Origin of the sequence: Fodinibacter luteus (genome assembly GCF_039541575.1) — a bacterium.
GTDB lineage: Bacteria > Actinomycetota > Actinomycetes > Actinomycetales > Dermatophilaceae > Fodinibacter > Fodinibacter luteus.
Genome location: NZ_BAABGM010000002.1, coordinates 117,704 through 139,854 on the forward strand (window position 1 = coordinate 117,704; position 22,151 = coordinate 139,854).

Sequence of the window (22,151 nt, forward strand, 5' to 3'; positions counted from 1 at the left end):
CTACCGCGCGGCGGGGAGGAGGCCCACGGCATCCTTGACCCGCCTCAGCGTGGCCTCGGCGACGACCGCGGCGCGTGCCGCGCCGCTGGAGAGGACGCGGTCGAGCTCGGCCGGGTCGGCGAGCAGCTCGGCCATCCGCTGCTGGAACGGACCGACCGCCTCGACGACGACGTCGGCGACCTCGGCCTTGAGCGCGCCGTAGCCCTGGCCGGCGAAGCGGGACTCGAGCTCGGCGACCGGCGTGCCACTGAGCACCGAGTGCACGACGAGCAGGTTGGACACCCCGGGCTTGGTGTCGGGGTCGTGGCGGACCTCGGCCTCGGCGTCGGTGACCGCCGAGCGGATCTTCTTCGCGATCCGCGACGGCGGGTCGCTGAGCAGGACGATGCCCTTGTCCGACGAGAGCGACCCGCTCATCTTCGACGTCGGCTCCTGCAGGTCCATGATCTTCGCCGACTCCTTGAGGATGTACGGCTCGGGCACCGTGAGCAGCGGGCCGAAGCGGGTGTTGACCCGCTCGGCGAGGTCGCGGGTGATCTCGAGGTGCTGGCGCTGGTCCTCGCCGACGGGAACGAACGCCGCGTCGTACATGAGGATGTCGGCCGCCATGAGGATCGGGTAGGTGAACAGCCCGACGTTGGCGTTCATCCCCTTCGACGTCTTGTCCTTGAACTGGGTCATCCGGTTCATCTCGCCCATCGCCGTCTGGCAGGACAGCACCCAGGCGAGCTCGGGGTGGGGGTGGACGTGGCTCTGGAGGAAGACCGCCGACGCCTCCGGGTCGACCCCGGCGGCGATGAACTGCGCGGCGGTGACCTGGGTGCGCCGGCGCAGCACCGCGGGGTCGGTGGGCACGGTGAGCGCGTGGAGGTCCGCGACGAAGTAGTAGGCGTCGAACTCCTCCTGCAGGCCGACCCAGTTCACGAGGGCGCCGAGGTAGTTGCCGAGGTGGAGGGAGTCGCTCGTCGGCTGCATCCCGGACAGGATGCGCGGACGTGCGGACGCGGCCGGTGCGGGGGTGGGCATGCGGGTCATTGTGTCAGGGGGGCCGCGGCGCCCACCCGCCGGTCACAGGGCGTAGCGGACGCTCACCGGGGCGTGGTCGCTCCATCGCTGCGCGTACGCGGGGGCGCGCCCGACCTCGACGCTGACGGCCCGGGCGGCGAGGGGCGCGGAGGCGAGCTGGTAGTCGATGCGCCACCCGGCATCCGTGTCGAAGGCCTTGCCGCGCCACGACCACCACGTGTACGGCCCCGGCCCCGGGCCGTGCAGGTGGCGGTGGACGTCGACGAAGCCGTGGGTGGCGATCCACGTGTCGAGGTGCGCCTGCTCCTCGGGCAGGAAGCCGGACTTGCCGCGGTTGCCCTTCCAGTTCTTGAGGTCGTCGACCCGGTGGGCGACGTTGAGGTCGCCGGTGAGCACGGCGTGGCGGCCCTCCTCGGACCACCGGGCGAGCCGGGCGCCGACCGCGTCGAGGAAGCGCAGCTTCTCGTCCTGGCGGGGCGTGCCCGCCTCGCCGGTGTGGACGTACGCCGAGGCGACGGTGACGACGGCCTCCCCCACCGGGACGTCGGCCTCGACCCACCGCCCGGACCCGTCGAACTCCGCGACGCCCACCCCGGTGCGCACGGCCACCGGCTCGGTGCGCGAGAGCACCGCGACACCGGCACGGCCCTTCGCGCCGCACGGCGCGTGCGCGACGTGCCAGCCCTCGAAGGCGGTCCCGGCGAGCGCCGCCACGAGCTGGGCGTCGTCGGCGCGCACCTCCTGGAGGGTCACGACGTCCGGCGCGGCCGCCTCGAGCCAGGCGATCCCGCCCCGGCGCAGGGCCGCCCGGATGCCGTTGACGTTTGCGGTGACGAGGAGCACCGGGCCATTGTGCGAGGTGGTGGATGCCGTGCCTGCCCCGGGTGCCCGGCATCCGGTAGTGTTTGTCTTGACGTCAAGATAACCGCGACGACCGAGGAGCAACGACGCACCCATGGCAACGATCATCTACACGCTGACCGACGAGGCCCCGATGCTGGCCACGTACTCCTTCCTCCCGGTCGTGCAGGCCTTCGCGTCCTCCGCGGGCGTGGACGTCGAGACCCGCGACATCTCGCTCGCCGGGCGGATCCTCGCCGTCTTCCCCGAGTACCTCACCCCCGAGCAGCGCACCGGCGACGCCCTGACCGAGCTCGGGCAGCTCGCGACGACGCCCGAGGCGAACATCATCAAGCTGCCCAACGTCTCCGCGTCGATGCCCCAGCTCAAGGCGGCCGTCGCCGAGCTGCAGGGCCAGGGCTTCGCGGTGCCGGACTACCCGGACGACCCGCAGACCGACGCGGAGCGCGACGTGCGCGCCCGCTACGACAAGGTCAAGGGCAGTGCGGTCAACCCCGTGCTGCGCGAGGGCAACTCCGACCGGCGGGCCCCCGCCGCCGTCAAGAACTACGCGCGCAACCACCCGCACTCGATGGGCGCGTGGAGCAGCGGGAGCAGGACGAACGTCTCGACGATGGGGGCCGACGACTTCCGCTCCAACGAGCAGTCGGTCGTCCTGTCCGGCGACGACACCCTGGCGATCCGCCACGTGGCGGCCGACGGCACGACGACGACCCTCAGGGAGGGCCTGACGGTCCTCGAGGGCGAGGTCGTCGACGCGACGGTCATGCGCGCGGCGTCCCTCGACGCGTTCCTGCGCGAGCAGGTCGCCCGCGCCAAGGCCGAGGACGTGCTGTTCTCCGTCCACCTCAAGGCCACGATGATGAAGGTCAGCGACCCGATCATCTTCGGGCACGTCGTGCGCGCCTTCCTGCCCGACGTCTTCGAGCGCTTCGGCGCCGACCTCGAGGCCGCGGGGCTGTCCCCGAACAACGGGCTCGGCGGTATCCTCGACGGCCTGTCGGCCCTGCCCAACGGTGCCGAGATCAAGGCGGCGATCGACCGGGGCCTCGCCGACGGCCCGCGTCTGGCGATGGTGAACTCCGACAAGGGCATCACGAACCTGCACGTCCCGAGCGACGTCATCGTCGACGCGTCGATGCCGGCCATGATCCGCACGTCGGGCCACATGTGGGGGCCCGACGGCGAGGAGCACGACACCCTCGCGGTCATCCCCGACAGCTCGTACGCCGGTGTCTACCAAGCGGTCATCGAGGACTGTCGCGCCCACGGCGCCTTCGACCCCCGGACGATGGGCTCGGTGCCGAACGTCGGCCTCATGGCCCAGAAGGCCGAGGAGTACGGCAGCCACGACAAGACCTTCGAGATGACGGATGCCGGCCGCGTCGAGGTCGTCGACGCCGCCGGCGAGGTGCTCATGGCCCACGACGTCGAGGCCGGCGACATCTGGCGGGCCTGCCAGACCAAGGACGCCCCGATCCGCGACTGGGTCAAGCTCGCTGTCACCCGCGCCCGCGCCTCGCAGACACCCGCGGTGTTCTGGCTCGACGACAGCCGCGCCCACGACCGCAACCTCATCGCCAAGGTCGAGACCTACCTCGCCGACCACGACACCGAGGGGCTCGACATCCGGGTGCTCTCCCCCGTCGAGGCGGCCAGGCTCTCGGTCGAGCGGATCCGACGCGGTGAGGACACCATCTCGGTCACCGGCAACGTGCTGCGCGACTACAACACCGACCTCTTCCCGATCCTCGAGCTCGGCACGAGCGCGAAGATGCTCTCGGTCGTGCCGCTCATGAACGGCGGTGGTCTCTTCGAGACCGGTGCCGGCGGGTCGGCGCCCAAGCACGTGCAGCAGCTCGTCCAGGAGAACTACCTGCGCTGGGACAGCCTCGGTGAGTTCCTCGCCCTCGCCGAGAGCTTCCGGCACGAGGCGACGAACGGCAACGCCCGCGCCGGTGTGCTCGGCGAGGCCCTCGACCGGGCCACCGAGCGCCTCCTCAACGAGAACAAGTCCCCGGCCCGTCGCGTCGGCCAGATCGACAACCGCGGCAGCCACTTCTGGCTCGCGCGGTACTGGGCCGAGGAGCTCGCGCAGCAGACCGACGACCCCGAGCTCGCCTCCCGCTTCACGTCGGTCTCCGAGCAGCTCGTCGCGCACGCCGAGACCATCGACACCGAGCTCATCGCGGTGCAGGGCTCCCCGGCCGACATCGGCGGCTACTACCGCCCCGACGGCGCCAAGGCGGCCGCGGTGATGCGCCCGTCGGCGACCTTCAACCGCATCCTCGCCACCCTGGGCTGACCGACTCGCTGCACATCACCCACGTCGCGCGTACCGGAAACGGCCGTTCCACGTGGGTGATGTGCACGAAGTGGGGCGGCGCGGATGCCGGGCGCACGGCATCCGCCCGCACCTCACCGCGGGTGGTCGGTCGCGGAGTGGTGGTGGTCGTGCTCGTCGGCGTCCGCCTCGGCCTTGGTGAGGTGGACCGTGCCGTGCGGGTGCTCGGCCGGGCCGTAGATCGAGTACAGCCGCAAGGGCCCCTCACCGGTGTTGACGACGTTGTGCCACGAGCCGGCCGGCACGAGGACGACGTCGTCGTCGGCGACGTCCCGGGTGAACGAGAGGTCCTCGCGGGTCGGCCCCATGTAGACCCGCCCGGAACCGCCCTCGATCCGCAGGAACTGGTCGATGTCGTGGTGCACCTCGAGGCCGATCTCCTCCTCGGGCTGCAGGCACATGAGCGTCAGCTGGAGGTGGCGCCCGGTCCACAGGGTCGTGCGGAAGGCGTCGTTGGCCAGCGTCCCGGCCTCGATGTCGGTGACGAACGGGTCGGGTCCGTGGTCGGACATGGCTCTCTCCTCGGGTCGGTCGGTCGGTCCGGTCCGGTCGGCTCGGTCCGGTCGGGCTCGGTCCGGTCGGGCTCGGTAGGGCTCGGTAGGGCTCGGGACCAACCTACCGAGGGGGGCGCGGGCCGGTCCGGCATCCGGCGCGCCACGTGCGTCCCGGCCCCGGGGCCGCCACACTGGCCGCATGACCACACCCACCATGGCCCAGCGCCTCGGCGCGGAGTTCCTCGGCACGTTCTGGCTCGTCTTCGGCGGGGCCGGCTCGGCGGTGTTCGCCGCAACGTTCATCGTCCCCAACGTCGTCGCCGGCCAGAGCGTGCAGCTGGGCATCGGCTTCCTCGGGGTGGCCCTCGCGTTCGGCCTCACCGTCATGACGATGGCCTACGCCGTCGGCCACATCTCGGGCGCCCACTTCAACCCCGCGGTGACCATCGGCGTCGCCGTCGCGAAGCGGTTCGACTGGCGGGACGTGCCGGCGTACGTCGGTGCCCAGGTCGCGGGCGGCCTCGTCGCCGGCCTCGCCATCTGGGGCATCGCGCGCGGTCGCGCCGGGTTCGAGGCGACCGGCAACATGGCGGCGAACGGCTACGGGGACAACTCGCCGGGCGGCTACGGCCTCGTCGCGGTGTTCGTCGCCGAGGTCCTGCTCACCGCGGTGTTCCTCTACGTCATCCTCGGGGCCACCGACTCGCGGGCCCCGCAAGGCTTCGCCCCGATCGCCATCGGCCTGGCCCTCACCCTCATCCACCTCGTCTCCATCCCGATCTCGAACACGTCGGTCAACCCGGCCCGCTCCACCGGCGTCGCCTTCTTCAACGGCGACGGTGCCCCGGCGCAGCTGTGGGTGTTCTGGCTCGCGCCGATCATCGGTGCGGCCATCGCCGGTGCGACGTTCCACCTCATCACCGGGCTGGACCGCCGCGACCGCGACATCTCCGGCGAGATCGAGCCCGAGGACGTCCCCGTGCCCGACCACGTGGACCCCGACGCCCCGCGCTGACCCACCACCCCCTTGCGTCCGGCAGGTCGGGGGCTGGGGCCCCCAGGTTGCCGGACGCAACGGAGGCTGCAAGGGGACGTCCGGCAGGTCGGGGGCTGGGGCCCCCAGGTTGCCGGACGTCACGGGGCGTGCTCGGCGGCGTAGTGCCGGAAGAGCAGGTAGGCCGCGAGCGCGCACAGGACGTGCCACAGGCCGTGCTGCTGGAGCAGGGACTCGGGCCGGCACCACGGGTGGTCGCGCTGACCGGTCGTCCAGATCGCGAAGGCCACGGCCAGGGTCGCGACCGACGCAAGCCCGAACCACACGTCCTGGCGCGGTGAGCGCCGCCGGATGAGCGCCACCTCGAGGGCGACCGCGCCCCCGACCTGCACCGCGAACGCGGCGTTGCCGGCGTGGCCTACGGGCGGGACGCTGCCCCCCCGAAGGTGCACGGCCATCCCCACGACGACGGCGACGAGGAAGACGACCGCCATGAAGGCCGGCCCGCGCCGCACGAAGCGCATGAGGGCGTAGCCGAGGGCGAACCCGGACACCGCGAACATGCTCAGCAGGTCGAGGTGCCCGCCGAGGTCGGTCTGGGTGGCGTGCATCGCCATGCTGCCCGGGCCGAGGAGGACGACGAGCACCGCGTATGCCGTGGCGAGACCCGGGTGGGCGCCCATGGTGAGCCCGAGGCGGACCCGGTCCGCGGCATACCAGGCGACAGCCAGCCCGGCGACGACGAAGGCGAGGTTGCTCCACGTGTTGACCGGTTGGCGGACCCAGCCCGGTCGCGCGGCCTCGCAGAAGCCGTCCCCGCGACCGACGTCGGGCCCGAGCCAGCCCCACCTGGCTGCGGCCAGGACGAGGGCGAGCGAGACGACGGCCGTCGTGGCGGCGGCGACCAGCGGGCGCAGGTCGCGCCGCTGCGACGCGTCGGGCGCGGCCGGCGGGCGCACGTCCCTGCCGTCCGGCGCTGCACTCGTCACGTCGGCCACCTCACCACAGGAGCCGGTGCTGCGCCACGGCCGGGCGCTGATAGCGTCGAGAGCGACACTTTCCGCGCGTACGAAGGGGTACCACCGTGAGCACCACGCCCGTCAAGGTCGCCGTCACCGGCGCCGCCGGCCAGATCGGCTACAGCCTGCTGTTCCGCATCGCGAGCGGTGCGCTGTTCGGCCCGGACACCCCGGTCGAGCTCCGGCTCCTCGAGATCACCCCGGCGCTCAAGGCGCTCGAGGGAGTCGTCATGGAGCTCGACGACTGCGCGTTCCCGACGTTGGCAGGTGTGCAGATCGGCGACGACGCGACGAAGGTCTTCGACGGCGTCAACCACGCCCTCCTCGTCGGCGCCCGCCCGCGCGGCCCGGGCATGGAGCGCGGCGATCTGCTCGAGGCGAACGGTGGCATCTTCGCCCCGCAGGGCAAGGCCCTCAACGAGGTCGCGGCCGACGACATCCGGGTCACGGTGACCGGCAACCCGGCCAACACGAACGCCCTCATCGCGATGAGCAACGCCCCCGACATCCCGACCGAGCGCTTCTCGGCGCTGACCCGCCTCGACCACAACCGCGCGATCTCGCAGCTGGCCGCGAAGCTCGGCGTGCCGGTGACCGAGATCCGCAGGATGACGATCTGGGGCAACCACTCGGCCACGCAGTACCCCGACCTGTTCCACGCCGAGGTCGGTGGCCGCAACGCCGCCGAGGCCGTCGGCGACCAGGACTGGCTGGCCAACACCTTCATCCCGACCGTCGCCAAGCGCGGCGCGGCGATCATCGAGGCACGTGGGGCATCGTCCGCGGCATCCGCCGCCTCCGCGACGATCGACCACGCCCGCACGTGGACCCAGGGCACCCCCGAGGGTGACTGGGTGTCGATGGCGGTGCGCTCCGACGGCTCCTACGGGGTCCAGGAGGGGATCATCTCCTCGTTCCCCGTCACCGTGGCCGACGGGCAGTGGTCGATCGTGCAGGGCCTGGAGATCGACGACTTCTCGCGGGCGAAGATCGACGCGTCGGTCGCCGAGCTCGTCGAGGAGCGCGACGCGGTCCAGGGCCTCGGCCTCATCTGAGTCGGTCCCCACATCGCAACCGGATGCCGTCCGCCCCACGAGGGCGGGCGGCATCCGGTCGTCTGCCCCACGAGGGCGGGCGGCATGCGGTCGTCTGCTCCGTCGCCACGGCGGCGGGCTCCTACCCGAACTCACCCCTCCAGAACTGCTTTCAGCGTGAAAGGAACTCCTCCCGCGGTGAAAGCAGTCCCGGTGCAGGTGGTGCGAGCCGCCGGTCGTCGGGCCGGTCGACCCGGGCGAGCGGTCAGGGCGAGCGGTCAGGGAGACATCGCGAGGAACAGGAACGCCGCGAAGAGGGTGAGGTGCACGCTCGCCTGAAGACGGGTCGCCCGGCCGGGCACGACCGTGAGCACGGCCACGACGACGGTGATCGCGAGCAGCACGATCTGCGTCGCGCCGAGGCCGAGCTTGAGCGGCGTCGGGATCCAGATCGAGGCGACCGCGAGCGTCGGGATGGTCAGGCCGATCGAGGCCATCGCCGAGCCCATGGCGAGGTTGAGCGAGGTCTGGACGCGGTCGCGTCGCGCGGCGTTCGCGGCGGCGATCGTCTCCGGGAGGAGCACGAGCAGGGCGATGACGACTCCGACGAACGACACCGGCAGCCCCGCCGCGACGACGCCCTCCTCGATCGCCGGCGACTCCACCTTGGCCAGCCCGACGACGGCGACGAGCGACAGGAGGAGGAAGACGAGCGAGACGTACGCCTCGCGGGTCGTCGGCGGGTCGGCGTGCTCGTCCTCGGTGAGCGGGGCCCCCTTGCGCGAGACCGGGAGGAAGAAGTCGCGGTGCCGCACCGTCTGGGTGACGACGAAGGCCGCGTAGAGCGACAGCGAGGCGACCGCGGCGAAGGCGAGCTGGCCCGCGGTGAACTCCGGGCCGGGCTCACCCAGGGTCACGGTGGGGAGCACGAGGCACACGGTGGCGAGCGTCGCGACGGTCGCCAGCGCACCGCCGGTGCCCTCGGCGTTGAACCGCACGGTGCCGAAGCGGCGCGAACCGATGAGCAGGGAGATGCCGAGGATGCCGTTGACGGTGATCATGACCGCGGCGAACACCGTCTCACGCGCCAGGGTCGCCGCCTTCTCGCCGCCGGAGAGCATGAGGGTCACGATGAGCGAGACCTCGATGACCGTGACCGCGACGGCGAGGACGAGGGAGCCGAACGGCTCGCCGACCCGGTGGGCGACGACCTCGGCATGGTGCACGGCCGCGAGCACCGCCCCGGCCAGGAGGAACGCGACGACGACCACGACGACGATCCCGATGTCCCGCCCCCACGTCGCGGCGAGGGCGACGAGGGAGACGACCGGGATGACCCGCCACGCCAGCGTCGTGCGCGGACCCGCGGCGACCGCCGTCACCGCGGACCGCTCGCGGCGGCGGCGCCGGCGGTGGCCCGGGCGTCCGCCCCGGCGAGGGCGCGCTCGGCGGCGTCGACGACGTTGCTGAGCAGCATGGCGCGCGTCATCGGCCCGACCCCGCCGGGGTTCGGGCTGACGTACCCGGCCACGTCCCAGACACCGGGGTGCACGTCGCCCGCCACCCGGGAGCGCCCGGACTCCTCGTCGAGGACCCGCGACACACCGACGTCGAGGACCGCCGCCCCGGGCCGGACCATCTCGGCGGTGACGATGCCGGGTACGCCCGCCGCGGCGACGACGATGTCCGCCTGCCGCACCTCGGCGGCAAGGTCCCGGGTTCCGGTGTGGCACAGGGTGACCGTCGCATTCTCGGACTTTCGCGTCAGGATGAGCCCGAGGGGGCGGCCGACGGTGATGCCGCGGCCGACGACGACGACCTTCGCGCCCGCGATCGGCACGTCGTAGCGGCGGAGCAGCTCGATGCAGCCGACCGGCGTGCACGGCAGGGGTGCCTTCTCGCCGAGCACGAGCCAGCCGAGGTTCGTCGGGTGCAGCCCGTCGACGTCCTTGGCCGGGTCGACCGCCGAGAGGATGGCGTTCTCGTCGAGGCCGGTGGGCTGCTGGACGATGAAGCCGGTGCACTCGGGGTCGTCGTTGAGCTCGCGGACGACCGCGAGCACCTCGCCCTGGGACGTGCCCGCGGGCAGGTCGCGGCGCAGGCTGCGGATGCCGATCTCGGCGCAGTCGCGGTGCTTGGCCCCGACGTACCACTGGCTGCCCGGGTCGTCACCGACGAGCACCGTGCCCAGGCCCGGCACGACCCCGCGTGCTGCGAGGGCTGCCACGCGAGCGCGGAGCTCGTCCTTGATCGTGCCGAGGATCGCCTTGCCGTCCAGCGTGGTCGCAGCCATACGGCGATCCTTTCACGGCCGGTGTGCGACGGCACCGGGCCGACGACACGCAGGGTCTACAGTGACCGGATGGTCGATGGTGCCGGGGATCGGTCGCCTGGCGCACGGACCGCGCCACCGACCGGGGACGCGCCAGCCACCCTGGGAACCGCCCTTCGCCCCGCCCTTCGCCCCCAGGACCTGCCCCGGGACCCCACCGAGCGCGCGGCCCTGCTCGCGCAGGTCGTCGAGCAGCAGTCCCTGCTCCTGCGGCGCGAGGACGAGGTGCACCGGGTGCTCGTGCGGATCGTGCTCGCGGGGGGCTCGGTGCGTGACCTGTGCCAGGCCGTCGCCGGGTTCTTCGGGGGCGCGGCCCTCGTGACGACGACCGACGGGCGGGTGCTGTCGATCGCCGGCGACGAGTCGGAGGTCGAGCGCGTCAGCGCGCTGGACTGCTTCGACCGCACGGGGCGCCTCGTCGTCGAGGACGAGCCCGTCGGCGCCCGCGCCCCCGGCACGCCCGGCAGCACGCGGGCGTTCGTCCGGATCGTCGCCGGGTCCGCGGACCACGGCCTGCTCGGGGCCTTCTCGCCGGAGCGGCCGCTCACCCCCGCCGACGTGCACCTGCTCGAGCGGGCAGCAACGGTCGCGGCGCTCGCCATCACCAAGGAGCAGGCGGTGGCGGCGGTCGAGGGGAAGTACCGCGCCGAGTTCCTGCGCGACGCCCTCGCCGGACGCGCCGGTGAGGGGGCCGACGCCGTCGCGCACGCGGCATCCCTGGGGTGGGACATCGCTCGTCCGATGGTCGTCGTCGTCGCCGAGACCGACGAGAACGACGAGGAGACGACCCGGTCCCCCGACGAGGTGCGCTCGCTGCAGGAGCGGTTCGTCCGGGCGTGGGTGCAGGCCGTGCGCGCCCGCGACCCGAGCGTCCCCGTCGCCGGTTTCAGCCAGGAGGTCGTCGCGCTGCTGCCCACGGGGCCGGAGCCGGGCACCGATGCCCTCCTGCGCACGGTCGGCGACATCGCCAAGGTCGTCCGCGGGGACGGCGGCGGGGGACGGCGCACCTTCTCCACGGGTGTCTCCCGGACCGTCAGCTCGGTGGCCGAGCTGCCCGCGGCCTACGACGAGGCGCTCACCGCCGTGCACGTCGGCCGGCAGATGCACGGGGAGTCCGCGCTCGCCCACTTCGACGGGCTGGGGATCTACCGGCTGCTCGCCCTCGTGCCCGACGGCGCCGACCTGCGGCGGTTCGTCGAGGAGTCCCTCGGTGAGCTCGCGACGGACGACTCCCCGGAGAACGCCGACCTGCGCCGGACCCTGTCGGTGCTCATCGACACCAACCTCAACGTCGCCGAGACCGCGCGCCGGCTGTTCTTCCACTACAACACGCTGCGCTACCGCGTCGCGAAGCTCGAGCGGATGCTCGGCCCGTTCACCTCCGACCCGCAGCTGCGCCTCACGCTCGCCCTCGCGCTGCGGATCCACGAGATGCGCGGCCTCTGACCGGGAGGGCCCGGGGACGGCACGGTCCTGCTCGTGGTCGGCGCGCTGGGCGAGGACCACGAGCAGGACCGTCGTCCGGGGTGGTCAGGCCTCCAGGTCCACGATCGCGATGACCGGCCCGCCGCCGGAGGGGCCCTGGTGCACCGCCGCGACCGACACGAAGTTCATCGGGTCGCCGGTGACGGCGCCCACGACCCCGCCCACGGCGGCCTTGATCTGGCGGTGCCAGGCGACGTCGGAGTCGTCGAGCATGATGTTGCGGCGGCCGCGCACGCGTCCGCTCGGGTCCGCCTCGCACTTGAGGAACAGGTTGACCAGACGGCCCTTGATGTGGCGCGGGTGGATGCAGTCGGCCGGCATGTCGTCGAGCCCGGCGTTGCGGATGGCCTCCCAGACCCCGTCCATGTCGAGGGCGTCCTTCATGATGCTGTGCCCGGCCCGGAACCGGCCCCCGATCCCGCGCGTGTTCCCGACGACGACGATCTGTGCCTGGTCGAGCTCGACGCCCGAGGAGCACGACGCGACGGAGGAGAACAGGGACAGGTCACGGAAGATCTGGTCCGCTGTCGGCATCTCGATCTCGCCGAGCGCCACCGCCACACCGAGAGCGGTCGTGGCGTTGGAGACGTCCATCGACTCCAGCGTGTTGTGGGTGTAGACGGTCTCCCCACGCGACTCGGCGTCGTTGATGGTGTCCTGCACGAGCAGTGGTGTCTTGGTCTGCACGTAGTGCACGTCGGCAGGGTCGGTGATGCCGGCCCGCTCCATCGCGACGCGCACGCCCGCCGCCACCTTCTCGACCATCGCCGGCCGCCCGATGTCCTCCGGAAGGAGCACCTCGCTCATCGCGTAGCCCACGGTGACCCGTGGCTCGTCGGTCGGTTCGTACCTGCCCTCGGGGGCGTAGGCGAAGATCGTCGCGTGTGGGCTGATGACACCGTCGGTGCCGCCGGACCACACGAGCGGGACCTGCGCGACCTCCTCCTTGCTGCGTGTCCCCTTCTCCTCGAGCACGCTGCGGTAGGCGGTCGTGGCAATGATCCGGGTGTAGTCGTTCACCCCACCGTTGCCCTCGGTCTTGCCGACGACGGCGATGACGTCGTCGGCCGAGAACACTCCCTCGTCGATGAGCGCGGTGAGCCCTGCGGCGTCGCTGACGCTCTCGATCGGGACCTTTCGTACTTCGATGGGACGTGGCATTCGCGTCCTACCTTCCATGAGTCGGTGGATCAGGGGGCGAGGTCTCTACAGGTTGGGGTCGGTGGGGGTCGGTTTCGGGTAGTCCTCCGAGGTGATCTTCCCGGGCACGGTGCCCGGGCTGAAGGGGACGCCCCGGTTCACGCCGTACTTCGCGACGTAGAACATGACCTGGTAGATGATGATCGTCGCGAACGACCCGATCGCGATGCCGTTGAAGGAGACGTCGCCGCTCGCCGAGGTCCACGTCGCGTTGGCCGCACCGAGGATGAGGCCGATGGCGGCGGGGAAGAGGTTGATCGGGTTCTTGAAGTCGACCCGGGCCTCCACCCAGATCCGTCCGCCCAGCACCGCGATGAGGCCGTAGAGGATGATCGTCGCGCCGCCGAGGACGCCGATCGGGATGCTGACGATGAGGGCGCCGAACTTAGGCACCATGCCCAGGGCGATCGCGGTGAGACCCGCGACGACGTAGGCCGCGGTCGAGTAGACGCGGGTCGCCGCCATGACACCGATGTTCTCGGCGTACGTCGTCGTACCGGAACCACCTCCGAGGCCGGCGACCATCGTCGCGGCACCGTCACCCATGTAGGCCCGGCCCAGGGACCGGTCCAGGTTGCGGTCGGTCATCGAGGCGACGGCCTTGATGTGGCCGGTGTTCTCGGCGATGAGCACGACGACGACGGGGACGATGAGGGCGATGGCGTTCCAGCTGAAGCTCGGGGCGGTGAAGTCGGGGAGGCCGATCCAGTCGGCGGCGGCCAGGTTCGAGTCCAGCTCGCTGAGCTGGCCCTGCGGGAAGGCGACGAGGTAGCCGATGACGACGCCGATGAGGATCGAGATGCGACCCCAGAACCCTCGGAAGAGCACGGTGGCGAGGACGATGGCGGTGAGGGTGATCGTCGCGGTCCACGGCTGCTGCTGGTAGTTCTCCCAGGCGACCGGTGCGAGGTTGAGGCCGATGAGCGCCACGATGGCGCCGGTGACCGCCGGGGGCATGAGCTTGTTGATCCACCCGGCACCGAACCGGTCGACGAGGACGCCGATGAGGAAGAGCACGAGGCCGGCGGCGATGATGCCGGACAGCGCCTCGGCCATGCCGCCGCCCGCGGTCGCGGCGATGACCGGGGAGATGAAGGCGAAGCTCGAGCCGGTGTAGCTCGGCAGCCCGAGCCGCTGCCCGTGGCCGACGGTCATCAGGATGAAGATCAGGGTCCCGACACCGGAGAAGAAGATCGTCGCGGTGGGCGGGAAGCCGGTGAGCACCGGCACGAGGAACGTCGCGCCGAACATCGCGATGACGTGCTGCATGCCGATGCCGATCGTCATCGGCCAGGCGAGGCGCTCCTCCGGCGCCACCACGTCATCGGGGGCGACTCGCTTGCCGTCCCCGTGCACGGTCCACGTCCTGAGTTTTGGCATGGTGTCGCTCACTTCCTACCGGGCGTCGTCGACCGGTGTGTTGACAGGGTGTCGCGCGTCCGTCACCGCAGGACGGGCTGCGCTTGTCGAAGGGGTGGGGTTCTCTCCTCCACCGCCAGGTTGCCGCCGGGGAGGTCGGAGCGGCAGGAGCCGACGGGGGTCTCGGTGATCCAGTTGTCGATCGGCTCATGGCTCTGCAGCGCCCGCCACACGTCCTCGTGACGGATGGGCATGTGCATGAGCTCGGCACCGGTGGCGTGCTGGATCGCGTTGCCGATGGCCGGGGCGACCGAGATCATCGGGTGCTCCCCCACCCCTCGGGCGCCGAACGGGCCGTCGATCTGGGCGGTCTGCACCGCCGCGCTCTCGATCCGTGCAGGGATGTCCCGCGAGGTCGGGATCTTGTTGTCCGTGAACGACGGGTTGAGCAGGCGGCCCTGCTGGTCGTAGATGTACCCCTCGCAGAGCGCCGTCCCCAGCCCCTGCACCATGCCGCCGATGCACTGGCCCCGCACGAGGCCCGGGTTCACGACCCGCCCGACGTCGTACGCCGAGGAGATGGCCAGCACGTCGAACTCCCCGGTGTCGGGGTCGACGTCGACGACGACACCGTGCGCGCCGTACGTCCAGTCGAGGGCCGGCAGCCCCTGACCCGTCTCCTTGTCCAGGTGGGTCAGCCCCTGCGCGATGTAGCGGCCGACGCCCACGAGGGGGCCGCCGATCCCGTTGCCGTTGGGGAAGGCGTAGCCGATGGACAGCTCGGGCCACGTGACCCCGTGGTCGCGGTGGTGCCTGACGAAGACCCCGTCGGCGTCGTGGTCCAGGTCGGCCGGGTTCGCCCTGAGCACCTGCGCCGCCGTGGCGTACCCCTGCTCCAGCAGGTTGTCGCACGCGAGGATGGTGGCGTTGCCGGAGAGCAGGAGCCCCTTGGAGGCCACGGTCTGCCAGTCGTAGGGGTCCTTGTCGGTGTCCCGTTCGACGGCCACCCTGACCCGGTGCAACGGGAAGCGCAGCCGCTCGGCGGCGATCTGGGCGAGCGCGGTGTTGCAGCCCTGCCCGATCTCGGTGAGCGCGATGTTCAGGACGACCGAACCGTCGGAGTTCATCTTGACCACCGCGGCCGTCGCGGTGAACGACGGCATGGCCGGCGCCTTGTGCAACGTGGCGACGCCCTTGCCGATCCGACGGCCGGTGCGCCGCTCGTGCTCGGCCTCCTCGGGGGTGAGCCGGCCGTAGTCGATCGACGTCGCGGCGGCCTCGAGGCAGGCCAGGGGGTCCCCGGTGTCCGCGGTGATGACCTCACCGGTCATCGTGACCGAACCCGGCTTGAGCAGGTTCCTCCTGCGGAACTCCAGGGAGTCCATCCCGATGGCCTGCGCCACGAGCTCCATGTGCCGCTCGAGCCCCCAGAAGAACTCCACGTGGCCGAAGCCGCGATAGGCGGTCCCGTAGGGCTTGTTCGTGTAGATCGTGTAGGCGTCGACGGTCGCGTTCGGCAGCTCGTAGGGTCCGCTGGCGGAGAACCCGGACGCGCGGGTCACGTTGACGGCGTAGTCGGCGTAGGCCCCGGCATCCCAGAACATCGTCATCTGCTGGGCGGTGATGGTGCCGTCGGAGCGGACGCCCGTCTTGATCCGGTACGTCAGTGCGCTGCGGCACGGGAGCAGGCTGAACTCCTCCTCACGGGTCGCCTGGAGCCGCACCGGGCGGCCACCGGCCTTGCGGGACAGGCAGGCCACGAGGGGCTCGAGGTGGATACCGGCCTTGCCGCCGAAGCCACCGCCGACGTGCGGAACGATGACCCGGACCTGGTTCAGCGGCAGCCGCATCGCGGTGCAGAAGAGGTTGCGGACGGTGAAGGGTGACTGGGCGCTCGACCAGATCGTCACCTGGTCGCCGGCCTTCCACTGCACGATCGCGACGTGCGTCTCGAGCGGGACGTGCTGGACCGAGGGGTTGGTGTACTCGCGCTCGATGACCCACTCCGCCTCGGCGAACCCCTGCTCGACGTCACCCTTGCGGATCTTCTGCACGTGGGCGACGTTCGTGCCCGGCTGGGGGCTGAAGGCCGCCTCGACGTAGCTGTAGCTGCCGAGCTCCGGGTGCACGAGCGGGGCGTCCGGCTCGAAGGCCACCATCGGGTCGAGCACCGGTGTCAGCACCTCGTACTCGACCTCGATGAGCTCGACGGCCTCGGCGGCGATCTCGACGCTCTCGGCCGCCACGGCCGCGACCGCCTCACCGAAGTGGCGCACGACGTCCTTGGCGAGGATGTCCTTGTCGACGATGTATAGGCCGATCTTGTAGTCGAGCTCGTGGCCGGTGAGCACGGCGTGGACACCGGGAAGCGCCTCGGCCCGACGGGTGTCGATGCCCAGGATCCGAGCGCGGGCGTGCGGGCTCTGCTTGACCTTCGCATGGAGCATCCCCGGCAGCTGCAGGTCCCCGGTGTAGAGCGCGTCGCCGGTCAGCTTCTCGGTCGTCTCCACCCGTGGGTGGTCGACGCCGACGGTGGGTGGGACCGGCGCACCGGGGCCGGGAGCCTCGCTCTTCTCCGGCGGCAGGACGCTCGTGTCGTCAGACATACCTCAGTGCTCCCTTCGAGGAGTCGTCGAGCTGACCCGATGCGTCGAGGACGGCCTCGATGATCTGCTCGTAGCCGGTGCACCGGCAGAAGTTGCCCTCGATGCCCTCCTTGATCTCCTCCACCGAGGGCTTCGGGTTGCGTCGCAGCAGGTCGCGCACCGTCATGACCATGCCCCCGGTGCAGAAGCCGCACTGCACCGCGTGGTGGCGCGCGAAGGCGGCCTGGATCTCGGAGAGCCGTCCGTGCTCCGCCTCGCCCTCGATCGTGCGGATGCTCCCCCCGTCCACCTCCACCGCGAGGGCCAGGCAGGAGTTGACGGTCCTGCCGTTGAGCTCGACGGTGCACGCGCCGCACTCGCCGGCCCCGCACCCCTCCTTCGAGCCGGTCATGCCGAGCCCGTCGCGCAGGAAGCGCAGGAGGGTCCAGTGCTCCTCGACGTCCCGTTCGAACGCGTGCCCGTTGACCGTCACCGATATGCGCATCACGCCACCTCTCGCAGTGCCCGCCGGACGTACACGCCGACCATGTGGGTCCGGTACTCCTTGCTGCAGCGCACGTCGCTGATGGGGCTGATCACCGCGTGCGCGGCAGCCACGACGTCGTCGGCGGGGTCTCGTGCGGACAGCCCCTCCACGAGGAGCGGGGTCGCCGCGCAGGAGCTGATGCCGAGCCGCAACGCGCCGTCCTTGGCCATCGCCGCCACACCGACGATGCCGAGGTCGTGGCCCTTGATGCGCTTCAGCTTGCGGTAGGAGCCACGGGCGTTCGCGGTCTCGGGCGGGACGACGATGCGCTCGATCAGCTCGCCGGGCGCCAGCACGGTGCGCTTGGCACCGGTGAAGAACTCGGTGACCGGGATCTCCCGGGTGGCGTCGAGCGACGACACGACGACCGTGGCCCCCAGGCACAGCAGCGCGGGCGACATGTCCGCGCAGGGTGAGGCGTTGGCGACGTTGCCGATGACGGTCGCGCGGTTGCGGATCTGGTGGGAGGCCAGGTCCTTGGCACAGGCCACGAGGAGCGGGTAGGCCTCCTGCACCGTCGAGCTCGACAGCACGTCGTTGATGGTCACCGCCGGACCGATGACGAGCCCCTCCTCGGCGCTCCAGGCCAGGTCCGCGTACCCGTCGACCCGCTTGACGTCGACCACCATCGCCGGGCGGGCCAGTCCGCTGCGCACGTCCCCCAGCAGGTCCGTGCCGCCGGCCAGGACCCGCGCCCCGGGACCGTGATCGGCCAGGAGCGAGAGCAGCTGCTCCCGCCGGGTGGGAGCTGCGTAGCTGAACCTGGCCGCCATGACGCCTCCTCGCGAGTGGCGCAGCCGTGCGGCCGCACCGGGCCCCGGGATGGCTCCCGCGCACCTTCGCGCGGTGCCGTCGTGCCGACCCTAGCGCTGCTCCCCCCTGCCGTGGGAGACCCAGGGCGCTTCCCCGCGCCCGACGTGTCCGGTCTCACTCCTGCCGGTCGGCCGTGTCGGTGAGCCCTGGTCGGTCGGACGGTGCCGGTCGGCCTGTCTCGTCGGGCCCCCGACCGATACGGTGGCGTCGTGGCCCTTCCGCAGCCGTGCCCGCAGGAGCGCGTGGCCGGCGCCGCCTCCGCCTCGGTGTGCAGCACGGTCTCCGGGCCGTCCCGTCCGGCGACCGTGCTGCACGCCGGCCACGACGCGGTGTACCTCGACCTCGACGGCGCGTGTCTCGGGGTGGTGTCCTCCCGCGGGGTGCACGTGCCGTGCGGGGTCCGCACGCGGCGTCCACGGCTGCCCCTCCTCCGGCCCGGCGACGGTGCCACCGTGGGGGAGGGCTCGATCAGGCTGCCGGGGCTCGAGGTGGAGGTCACCGAGATCGTCGACACCACCGTCGGGGTGCTCGGCCCGGATGCCGTCGGTCGCGCGGCCCACCTGCTGCGGGAGGCCGTCGGCGACCGGCTGGCCGGGGCGCTCGCCGAGCTCCCCGAGGAACCGATGCGGCGCCTGGCCGAGTGCGACGCCTCCGCCGTGGCGGGCCTCCTGGGGTTCGGCAGCGGGCTCACCCCGCTCGGCGACGACGTGCTGGCCGGCTGGCTCGCCGTGGGAGCCGCGACCCGGCATCCCGCGCTGGCGTCGATCCGGACCGCTGTCGGGCTCTCCGCGCGACAGCGGACGACGACGCTCTCGGCGACCCTGCTGGCGTGCGCGGCCCGCGGTGAGGGCGTCCCGCAGTTCCGCCGCCTCCTCGAGGGCCTGGCGGTGGGGGACGCGGACCTGGTCGAGCAGTCGGCGGACGACGTGCTCGACATCGGCGACACCTCGGGGTCGGGGCTCGTTCTCGGCGCCCTGACCGCCCTGGACACGCTGGACGCACTGACCGCCCTGGAAGCACTGGACGTCCCGGACGTCCTCGACGCCCTCGAACCACCCCCACCCCCACCCTCACCCTCACGGCAAGGAGCCTCCCGATGAGTCCCAGCGACGGGTTCACGCACGTGGAGCTGCGCAGCGCCTACGCCGACTCGGTCACCCTGCTGCAGGTCAGCAGGGACGTCGCGACCGCACCGGGAGTCATCGCCGCGCAGGTGGCGATGGGCACCCCGCTCAACGTGGACGTCCTCTCGGGCATGGGGTTCGACGTCCCCGCCTGCACCCCCAACGACCTGGTCGTGGCGCTTCGGCTGGCCTCGGAGGAGGCGCTGGCGGGAGCGCTCGCCGCCGTGGCCGACGCCCTCGTCGTCACCGCCCGCCGGGACGACGGTGCCGCCCGCACCGTGCAGCCCCGCACCACCGCCAGCGCCGTCCGGCGGTCCGGGGCCGCTCTGGCCCTCGTGTCGGTGCCCGGTGAGCACGCCGCCGTCGAGGCGGTGGACGCGCTGGACGCGGGCGCGGACGTCATGATCTTCAGCGACAACGTGCCCCTCGACCAGGAGATCGGCCTCAAGCGGCTCGCCGCCGAGCGCGGGCTGCTCGTCATGGGTCCCGACTGCGGGACCGCGGTCGTGGGAGGGGTCGGCCTCGGCTTCGCGAACGTCGCACCCGCCGGAGAGGTCGGCATCGTCGCCGCGTCGGGCACGGGGTGCCAGCAGCTCATCTGCCTGCTCGCCGCGGCGGGGGTCGGGGTGGGCGCGGCGCTCGGCGTGGGCGGGCGCGACCTCTCGCCCGGGGTCGGCGGGCTCTCGACGATGGAGGCGCTCCGCCGCCTCGACGCCGACCCGTCGGTGCGCCGTATCGTGCTCGTCTCGAAGCCGCCCGCACCCGAGGTGGCGGAGGCGGTCCGGACCTACGCCGACACGCTGTCCACGCCCGTCGACCTCGCCCTGCTCGGCCCCGGCCGCCCCGACCTGACGACGGCGACCGAGGCGCTCCTGCGCTCGCTCGGGCGGCCCGTGCCGGAGTGGCCGGTGTGGGGCGCACGGCAGTGGCACCCGGGGCCCGGACACCTCCGCGGGCTCTTCGTCGGCGGCACCCTGTGCGACGAGGCGATGCTCGTCGCCGGTGAACGCCTCGGCCCGATCCGCAGCAACATCCCGCTGGCCCCGGAGCTCGCGCTCGACGAGTCGCTCACGGCGGATGCCCACCTCATGGTCGACTTCGGTGACGACGCCCTCACCCGTGGCCGGGCCCACCCGATGATCGACCCGGGGCTGCGGCTGGAGCACCTGGCCCGGGCGGCCGCCGACCCGGCCACCGCGGTGCTCCTCCTCGACGTCGTGCTCGGGCACGGTGCGGAGGCCGACCCCGCGGCCCTCCTCGCCCCGGCGGTCGCCGCGGCCATCGCCACGGCCCGCGACGCCGGTCGGGAGCTGCCGGTCGTCGTCGCGTGCGTCGGCACCGAGGACGACCCGCAGGGGCTCACCCGGCAGGCGCTCGCCCTCGCCGACGCGGGCGCCGAAGTGCACCTGTCCAACGCCCACGCGGCCACCCGGGCCGCCTCGTTGACCACCGGAGCCAGCTCATGACCGTCGTGAACCCCGCCCCGTCGGAGGCCCTCGCTGGGCTGGTGTCCACCGGCGCAGACCACTTCGCGACGGCGGTCGAGGCGCAGGGCGTCCCGGTCGAGCGGGTCGAGTGGCAGCCACCCATGGCCGGCACCGCGGACGACCTCGCCGTGCTCGCGACCGACCCGCTGAGGCGTGCGGCGAACGCCCGCGCGGTCGAGGCGGTGCTGTCGAGCCAGGCGTCGCTCGTGGACGTCGCCCCGGCCTCGGAGGTGCTGGGGCTCGAGCCCGGACAGTTCCTCCACGCCGGCCCGCCGATCGCCTGGAACCGCACCTCGGGGCCGCTGCGTGGGGCGCTCATGGGCGCCGCGGCCTTCGAGGGGCTCGTCGATGCGCCCGAGGATGCCGTGGCGCTCTTCGAGGGCGGCCGGTTCGCCCTCGAGCCGTGCCACCACCGGCGCACCGTCGGCCCGATGGCCGGCGTGGTCTCCCCCTCGATGTGGATGTTCGTCCTCGAGGACCCGGCCACGGGGCGGCGGACCTTCTGCTCGCTCAACGAGGGGCTGGGCAAGGTGCTGCGGTTCGGCGCCCACGCGCCGGAGGTCCTCGAGCGGCTGCGGTGGATGTCCGCCGTGCTCGGGCCGCTGCTGCGCGACACGGTGCGTGCCGGTGACCCGGTCGACGTCACCGGCATCCTCACCCAGATGCTCCAGATGGGCGACGAGGCGCACAACCGCAACCGCTCCGGCACGCTCATGCTGCTCCGGGACCTCGCGCCGGGGCTCGCCTCCTCCGGCCACGACCCGGCCGACGTCGCGGACGTGCTGCGGTTCATCGGGGGCAACGACCACTTCTTCCTCAACCTCTCGATGCCGGCCTGCAAGCTCGCGCTCGACGCGGCCCGCGACATCGACGGGTCGACGATGGTCGTCGCGATGGCCCGCAACGGCACCGAGTTCGGCATCCAGGTGTCGGGGACCGGCGACCAGTGGTTCACCGGTCCGGCGCAGTACATCGACGGGCTCTACCTCGGGGGCTTCGGCCCCGAGGACGCCAACCCCGACATCGGCGACTCGGCGATCACCGAGACCGCCGGCATCGGCGGGTTCTCGATGGCGACCGCCCCGGCGATCGTGCGCTTCGTCGGCGGGACGGTCCCCGACGCGCTCGCGACCACCCGGCGGATGCACGAGATCACCCTCGCGAAGAACCCCCGCTGGACGATCCCGGTGCTCGAGTTCGACGGGGCACCGACCGGCATCGACGTCGCCGCGGTCTGCCGCACCGGCATCCTGCCGCAGATCAACACCGGGATGGCCGGCAACCGTCCCGGCATCGGTCAGGTCGGAGCCGGGCTGGTCAACCCGCCGGCCGAGATCTTCCCCGCTGCGCTGGCCGCCCTCGCCGACCGGGCCCGCTCCCGAGCGGCCTGATCCCACCGAGGGGGCGGGTGCGCCCGCCGCCCTGACCCGACCCGCCCTCTCGCCGA

The 22,151-nt window shown here is 72.3% G+C and carries 18 protein-coding genes; 7 read left to right on the top strand and 11 right to left on the bottom strand.

From position 1 onward, the window contains the following. Together trpS and ABD899_RS02410 are read right to left on the bottom strand one after the other, a co-directional pair. Entirely contained in the window at positions 1 to 1,035 is a 1,035-nt protein-coding gene (gene trpS / locus ABD899_RS02405) for a tryptophan--tRNA ligase (RefSeq protein ID WP_345201871.1), read from the bottom strand. Positions 1,036 to 1,068: 33 nt separating this feature from the next. Continuing rightward, positions 1,069 to 1,869, bottom strand: coding sequence for an exodeoxyribonuclease III (locus ABD899_RS02410; protein WP_345201873.1), 801 nt, complete (start codon positions 1,867 to 1,869; stop codon positions 1,069 to 1,071). A 112-nt stretch (positions 1,870 to 1,981) separates the two neighbouring features. On the opposite strand from ABD899_RS02410, the gene ABD899_RS02415 reads away from it, so the two are divergent. After that, complete coding sequence (locus ABD899_RS02415; protein WP_345201876.1) at positions 1,982 to 4,192, top strand: NADP-dependent isocitrate dehydrogenase; 2,211 nt, start codon at positions 1,982 to 1,984, stop codon at positions 4,190 to 4,192. A gap of 113 nt (positions 4,193 to 4,305) precedes the next feature. On the opposite strand, the gene ABD899_RS02420 is transcribed toward ABD899_RS02415, so the two are convergent. Beyond that, a complete protein-coding gene (locus ABD899_RS02420) occupies positions 4,306 to 4,743 on the bottom strand; it encodes a cupin domain-containing protein (RefSeq protein WP_345201878.1) in 438 nt (145 codons plus the stop codon). A gap of 181 nt (positions 4,744 to 4,924) precedes the next feature. On the opposite strand from ABD899_RS02420, the gene aqpZ reads away from it, so the two are divergent. Continuing rightward, positions 4,925 to 5,740, top strand: a complete 816-nt coding sequence (aqpZ, locus tag ABD899_RS02425) for an aquaporin Z (RefSeq protein ID WP_345201881.1) — start codon at positions 4,925 to 4,927, stop codon at positions 5,738 to 5,740. A 119-nt stretch (positions 5,741 to 5,859) separates the two neighbouring features. Here the strand turns inward: aqpZ and ABD899_RS02430 are convergent, their stop codons facing one another. Beyond that, positions 5,860 to 6,708: a ceramidase domain-containing protein gene (locus ABD899_RS02430; protein WP_345201884.1), complete on the bottom strand. Its 849-nt coding sequence runs from the start codon at positions 6,706 to 6,708 to the stop codon at positions 5,860 to 5,862. 95 nt (positions 6,709 to 6,803) lie between these two features. Here ABD899_RS02430 and ABD899_RS02435 point away from each other — a divergent pair, with 95 nt between their 5' ends. Further along, complete coding sequence (locus ABD899_RS02435) at positions 6,804 to 7,793, top strand: malate dehydrogenase (protein WP_345201886.1); 990 nt, start codon at positions 6,804 to 6,806, stop codon at positions 7,791 to 7,793. Between the two features lie 257 nt (positions 7,794 to 8,050). Here ABD899_RS02435 and ABD899_RS02440 read toward each other — a convergent pair whose 3' ends face one another. Both ABD899_RS02440 and ABD899_RS02445 read right to left on the bottom strand, forming a co-directional pair. Next, positions 8,051 to 9,154, bottom strand: coding sequence for a calcium:cation antiporter (locus tag ABD899_RS02440; protein WP_345201888.1), 1,104 nt, complete (start codon positions 9,152 to 9,154; stop codon positions 8,051 to 8,053). Next, entirely contained in the window at positions 9,151 to 10,065 is a 915-nt protein-coding gene (locus ABD899_RS02445; protein ID WP_345201889.1) for a bifunctional methylenetetrahydrofolate dehydrogenase/methenyltetrahydrofolate cyclohydrolase, read from the bottom strand. Before ABD899_RS02445 ends, ABD899_RS02440 begins: the two co-directional genes overlap by 4 nt. 69 nt (positions 10,066 to 10,134) lie before the next feature. Between ABD899_RS02445 and ABD899_RS02450 the strand changes: the two genes are divergently transcribed. Continuing rightward, a complete protein-coding gene (locus tag ABD899_RS02450; protein ID WP_345201890.1) occupies positions 10,135 to 11,550 on the top strand; it encodes a PucR family transcriptional regulator in 1,416 nt (471 codons plus the stop codon). Between the two features lie 84 nt (positions 11,551 to 11,634). Here ABD899_RS02450 and bar read toward each other — a convergent pair whose 3' ends face one another. The 5 genes from bar to ABD899_RS02475 form a co-directional block, all read right to left on the bottom strand. Next, positions 11,635 to 12,750 carry a barbiturase gene (gene bar / locus ABD899_RS02455; protein ID WP_345201892.1) on the bottom strand — a complete coding sequence of 372 codons (1,116 nt, stop codon included), beginning with the start codon at positions 12,748 to 12,750 and terminating at the stop codon, positions 11,635 to 11,637. A gap of 45 nt (positions 12,751 to 12,795) precedes the next feature. Next, entirely contained in the window at positions 12,796 to 14,169 is a 1,374-nt protein-coding gene (locus ABD899_RS02460) for a uracil-xanthine permease family protein (RefSeq protein ID WP_345201893.1), read from the bottom strand. Positions 14,170 to 14,231: 62 nt separating this feature from the next. Continuing rightward, on the bottom strand, positions 14,232 to 16,754 hold the full coding sequence (locus ABD899_RS02465) for a xanthine dehydrogenase family protein molybdopterin-binding subunit (RefSeq protein ID WP_345201895.1): 2,523 nt from the start codon (positions 16,752 to 16,754) through the stop codon (positions 14,232 to 14,234). Then, on the bottom strand, positions 16,747 to 17,238 hold the full coding sequence (locus tag ABD899_RS02470; RefSeq protein WP_345201896.1) for a (2Fe-2S)-binding protein: 492 nt from the start codon (positions 17,236 to 17,238) through the stop codon (positions 16,747 to 16,749). The genes ABD899_RS02465 and ABD899_RS02470 overlap by 8 nt, the downstream gene beginning before the upstream one ends. Continuing rightward, positions 17,238 to 18,053 (bottom strand): FAD binding domain-containing protein, encoded by an 816-nt coding sequence (locus tag ABD899_RS02475; RefSeq protein WP_345201897.1) that lies wholly within the window; start codon positions 18,051 to 18,053, stop codon positions 17,238 to 17,240. The genes ABD899_RS02470 and ABD899_RS02475 overlap by 1 nt, the downstream gene beginning before the upstream one ends. 249 nt (positions 18,054 to 18,302) lie before the next feature. Between ABD899_RS02475 and ABD899_RS02480 the strand changes: the two genes are divergently transcribed. Genes ABD899_RS02480 through ABD899_RS02490 form a run of 3 tightly spaced genes read left to right on the top strand, consistent with a single transcriptional unit; the run spans position 18,303 to position 22,095 of the window. Then, positions 18,303 to 19,193 carry an oxamate carbamoyltransferase subunit AllH family protein gene (locus ABD899_RS02480; RefSeq protein ID WP_345201900.1) on the top strand — a complete coding sequence of 297 codons (891 nt, stop codon included), beginning with the start codon at positions 18,303 to 18,305 and terminating at the stop codon, positions 19,191 to 19,193. Then, positions 19,190 to 20,683 (top strand): AllF/FdrA family protein, encoded by a 1,494-nt coding sequence (locus tag ABD899_RS02485; RefSeq protein WP_345201901.1) that lies wholly within the window; start codon positions 19,190 to 19,192, stop codon positions 20,681 to 20,683. Before ABD899_RS02480 ends, ABD899_RS02485 begins: the two co-directional genes overlap by 4 nt. Further along, positions 20,680 to 22,095 (top strand): YlbE family protein, encoded by a 1,416-nt coding sequence (locus ABD899_RS02490; RefSeq protein ID WP_345201903.1) that lies wholly within the window; start codon positions 20,680 to 20,682, stop codon positions 22,093 to 22,095. The genes ABD899_RS02485 and ABD899_RS02490 overlap by 4 nt, the downstream gene beginning before the upstream one ends. Positions 22,096 to 22,151 lie beyond the last annotated feature (56 nt).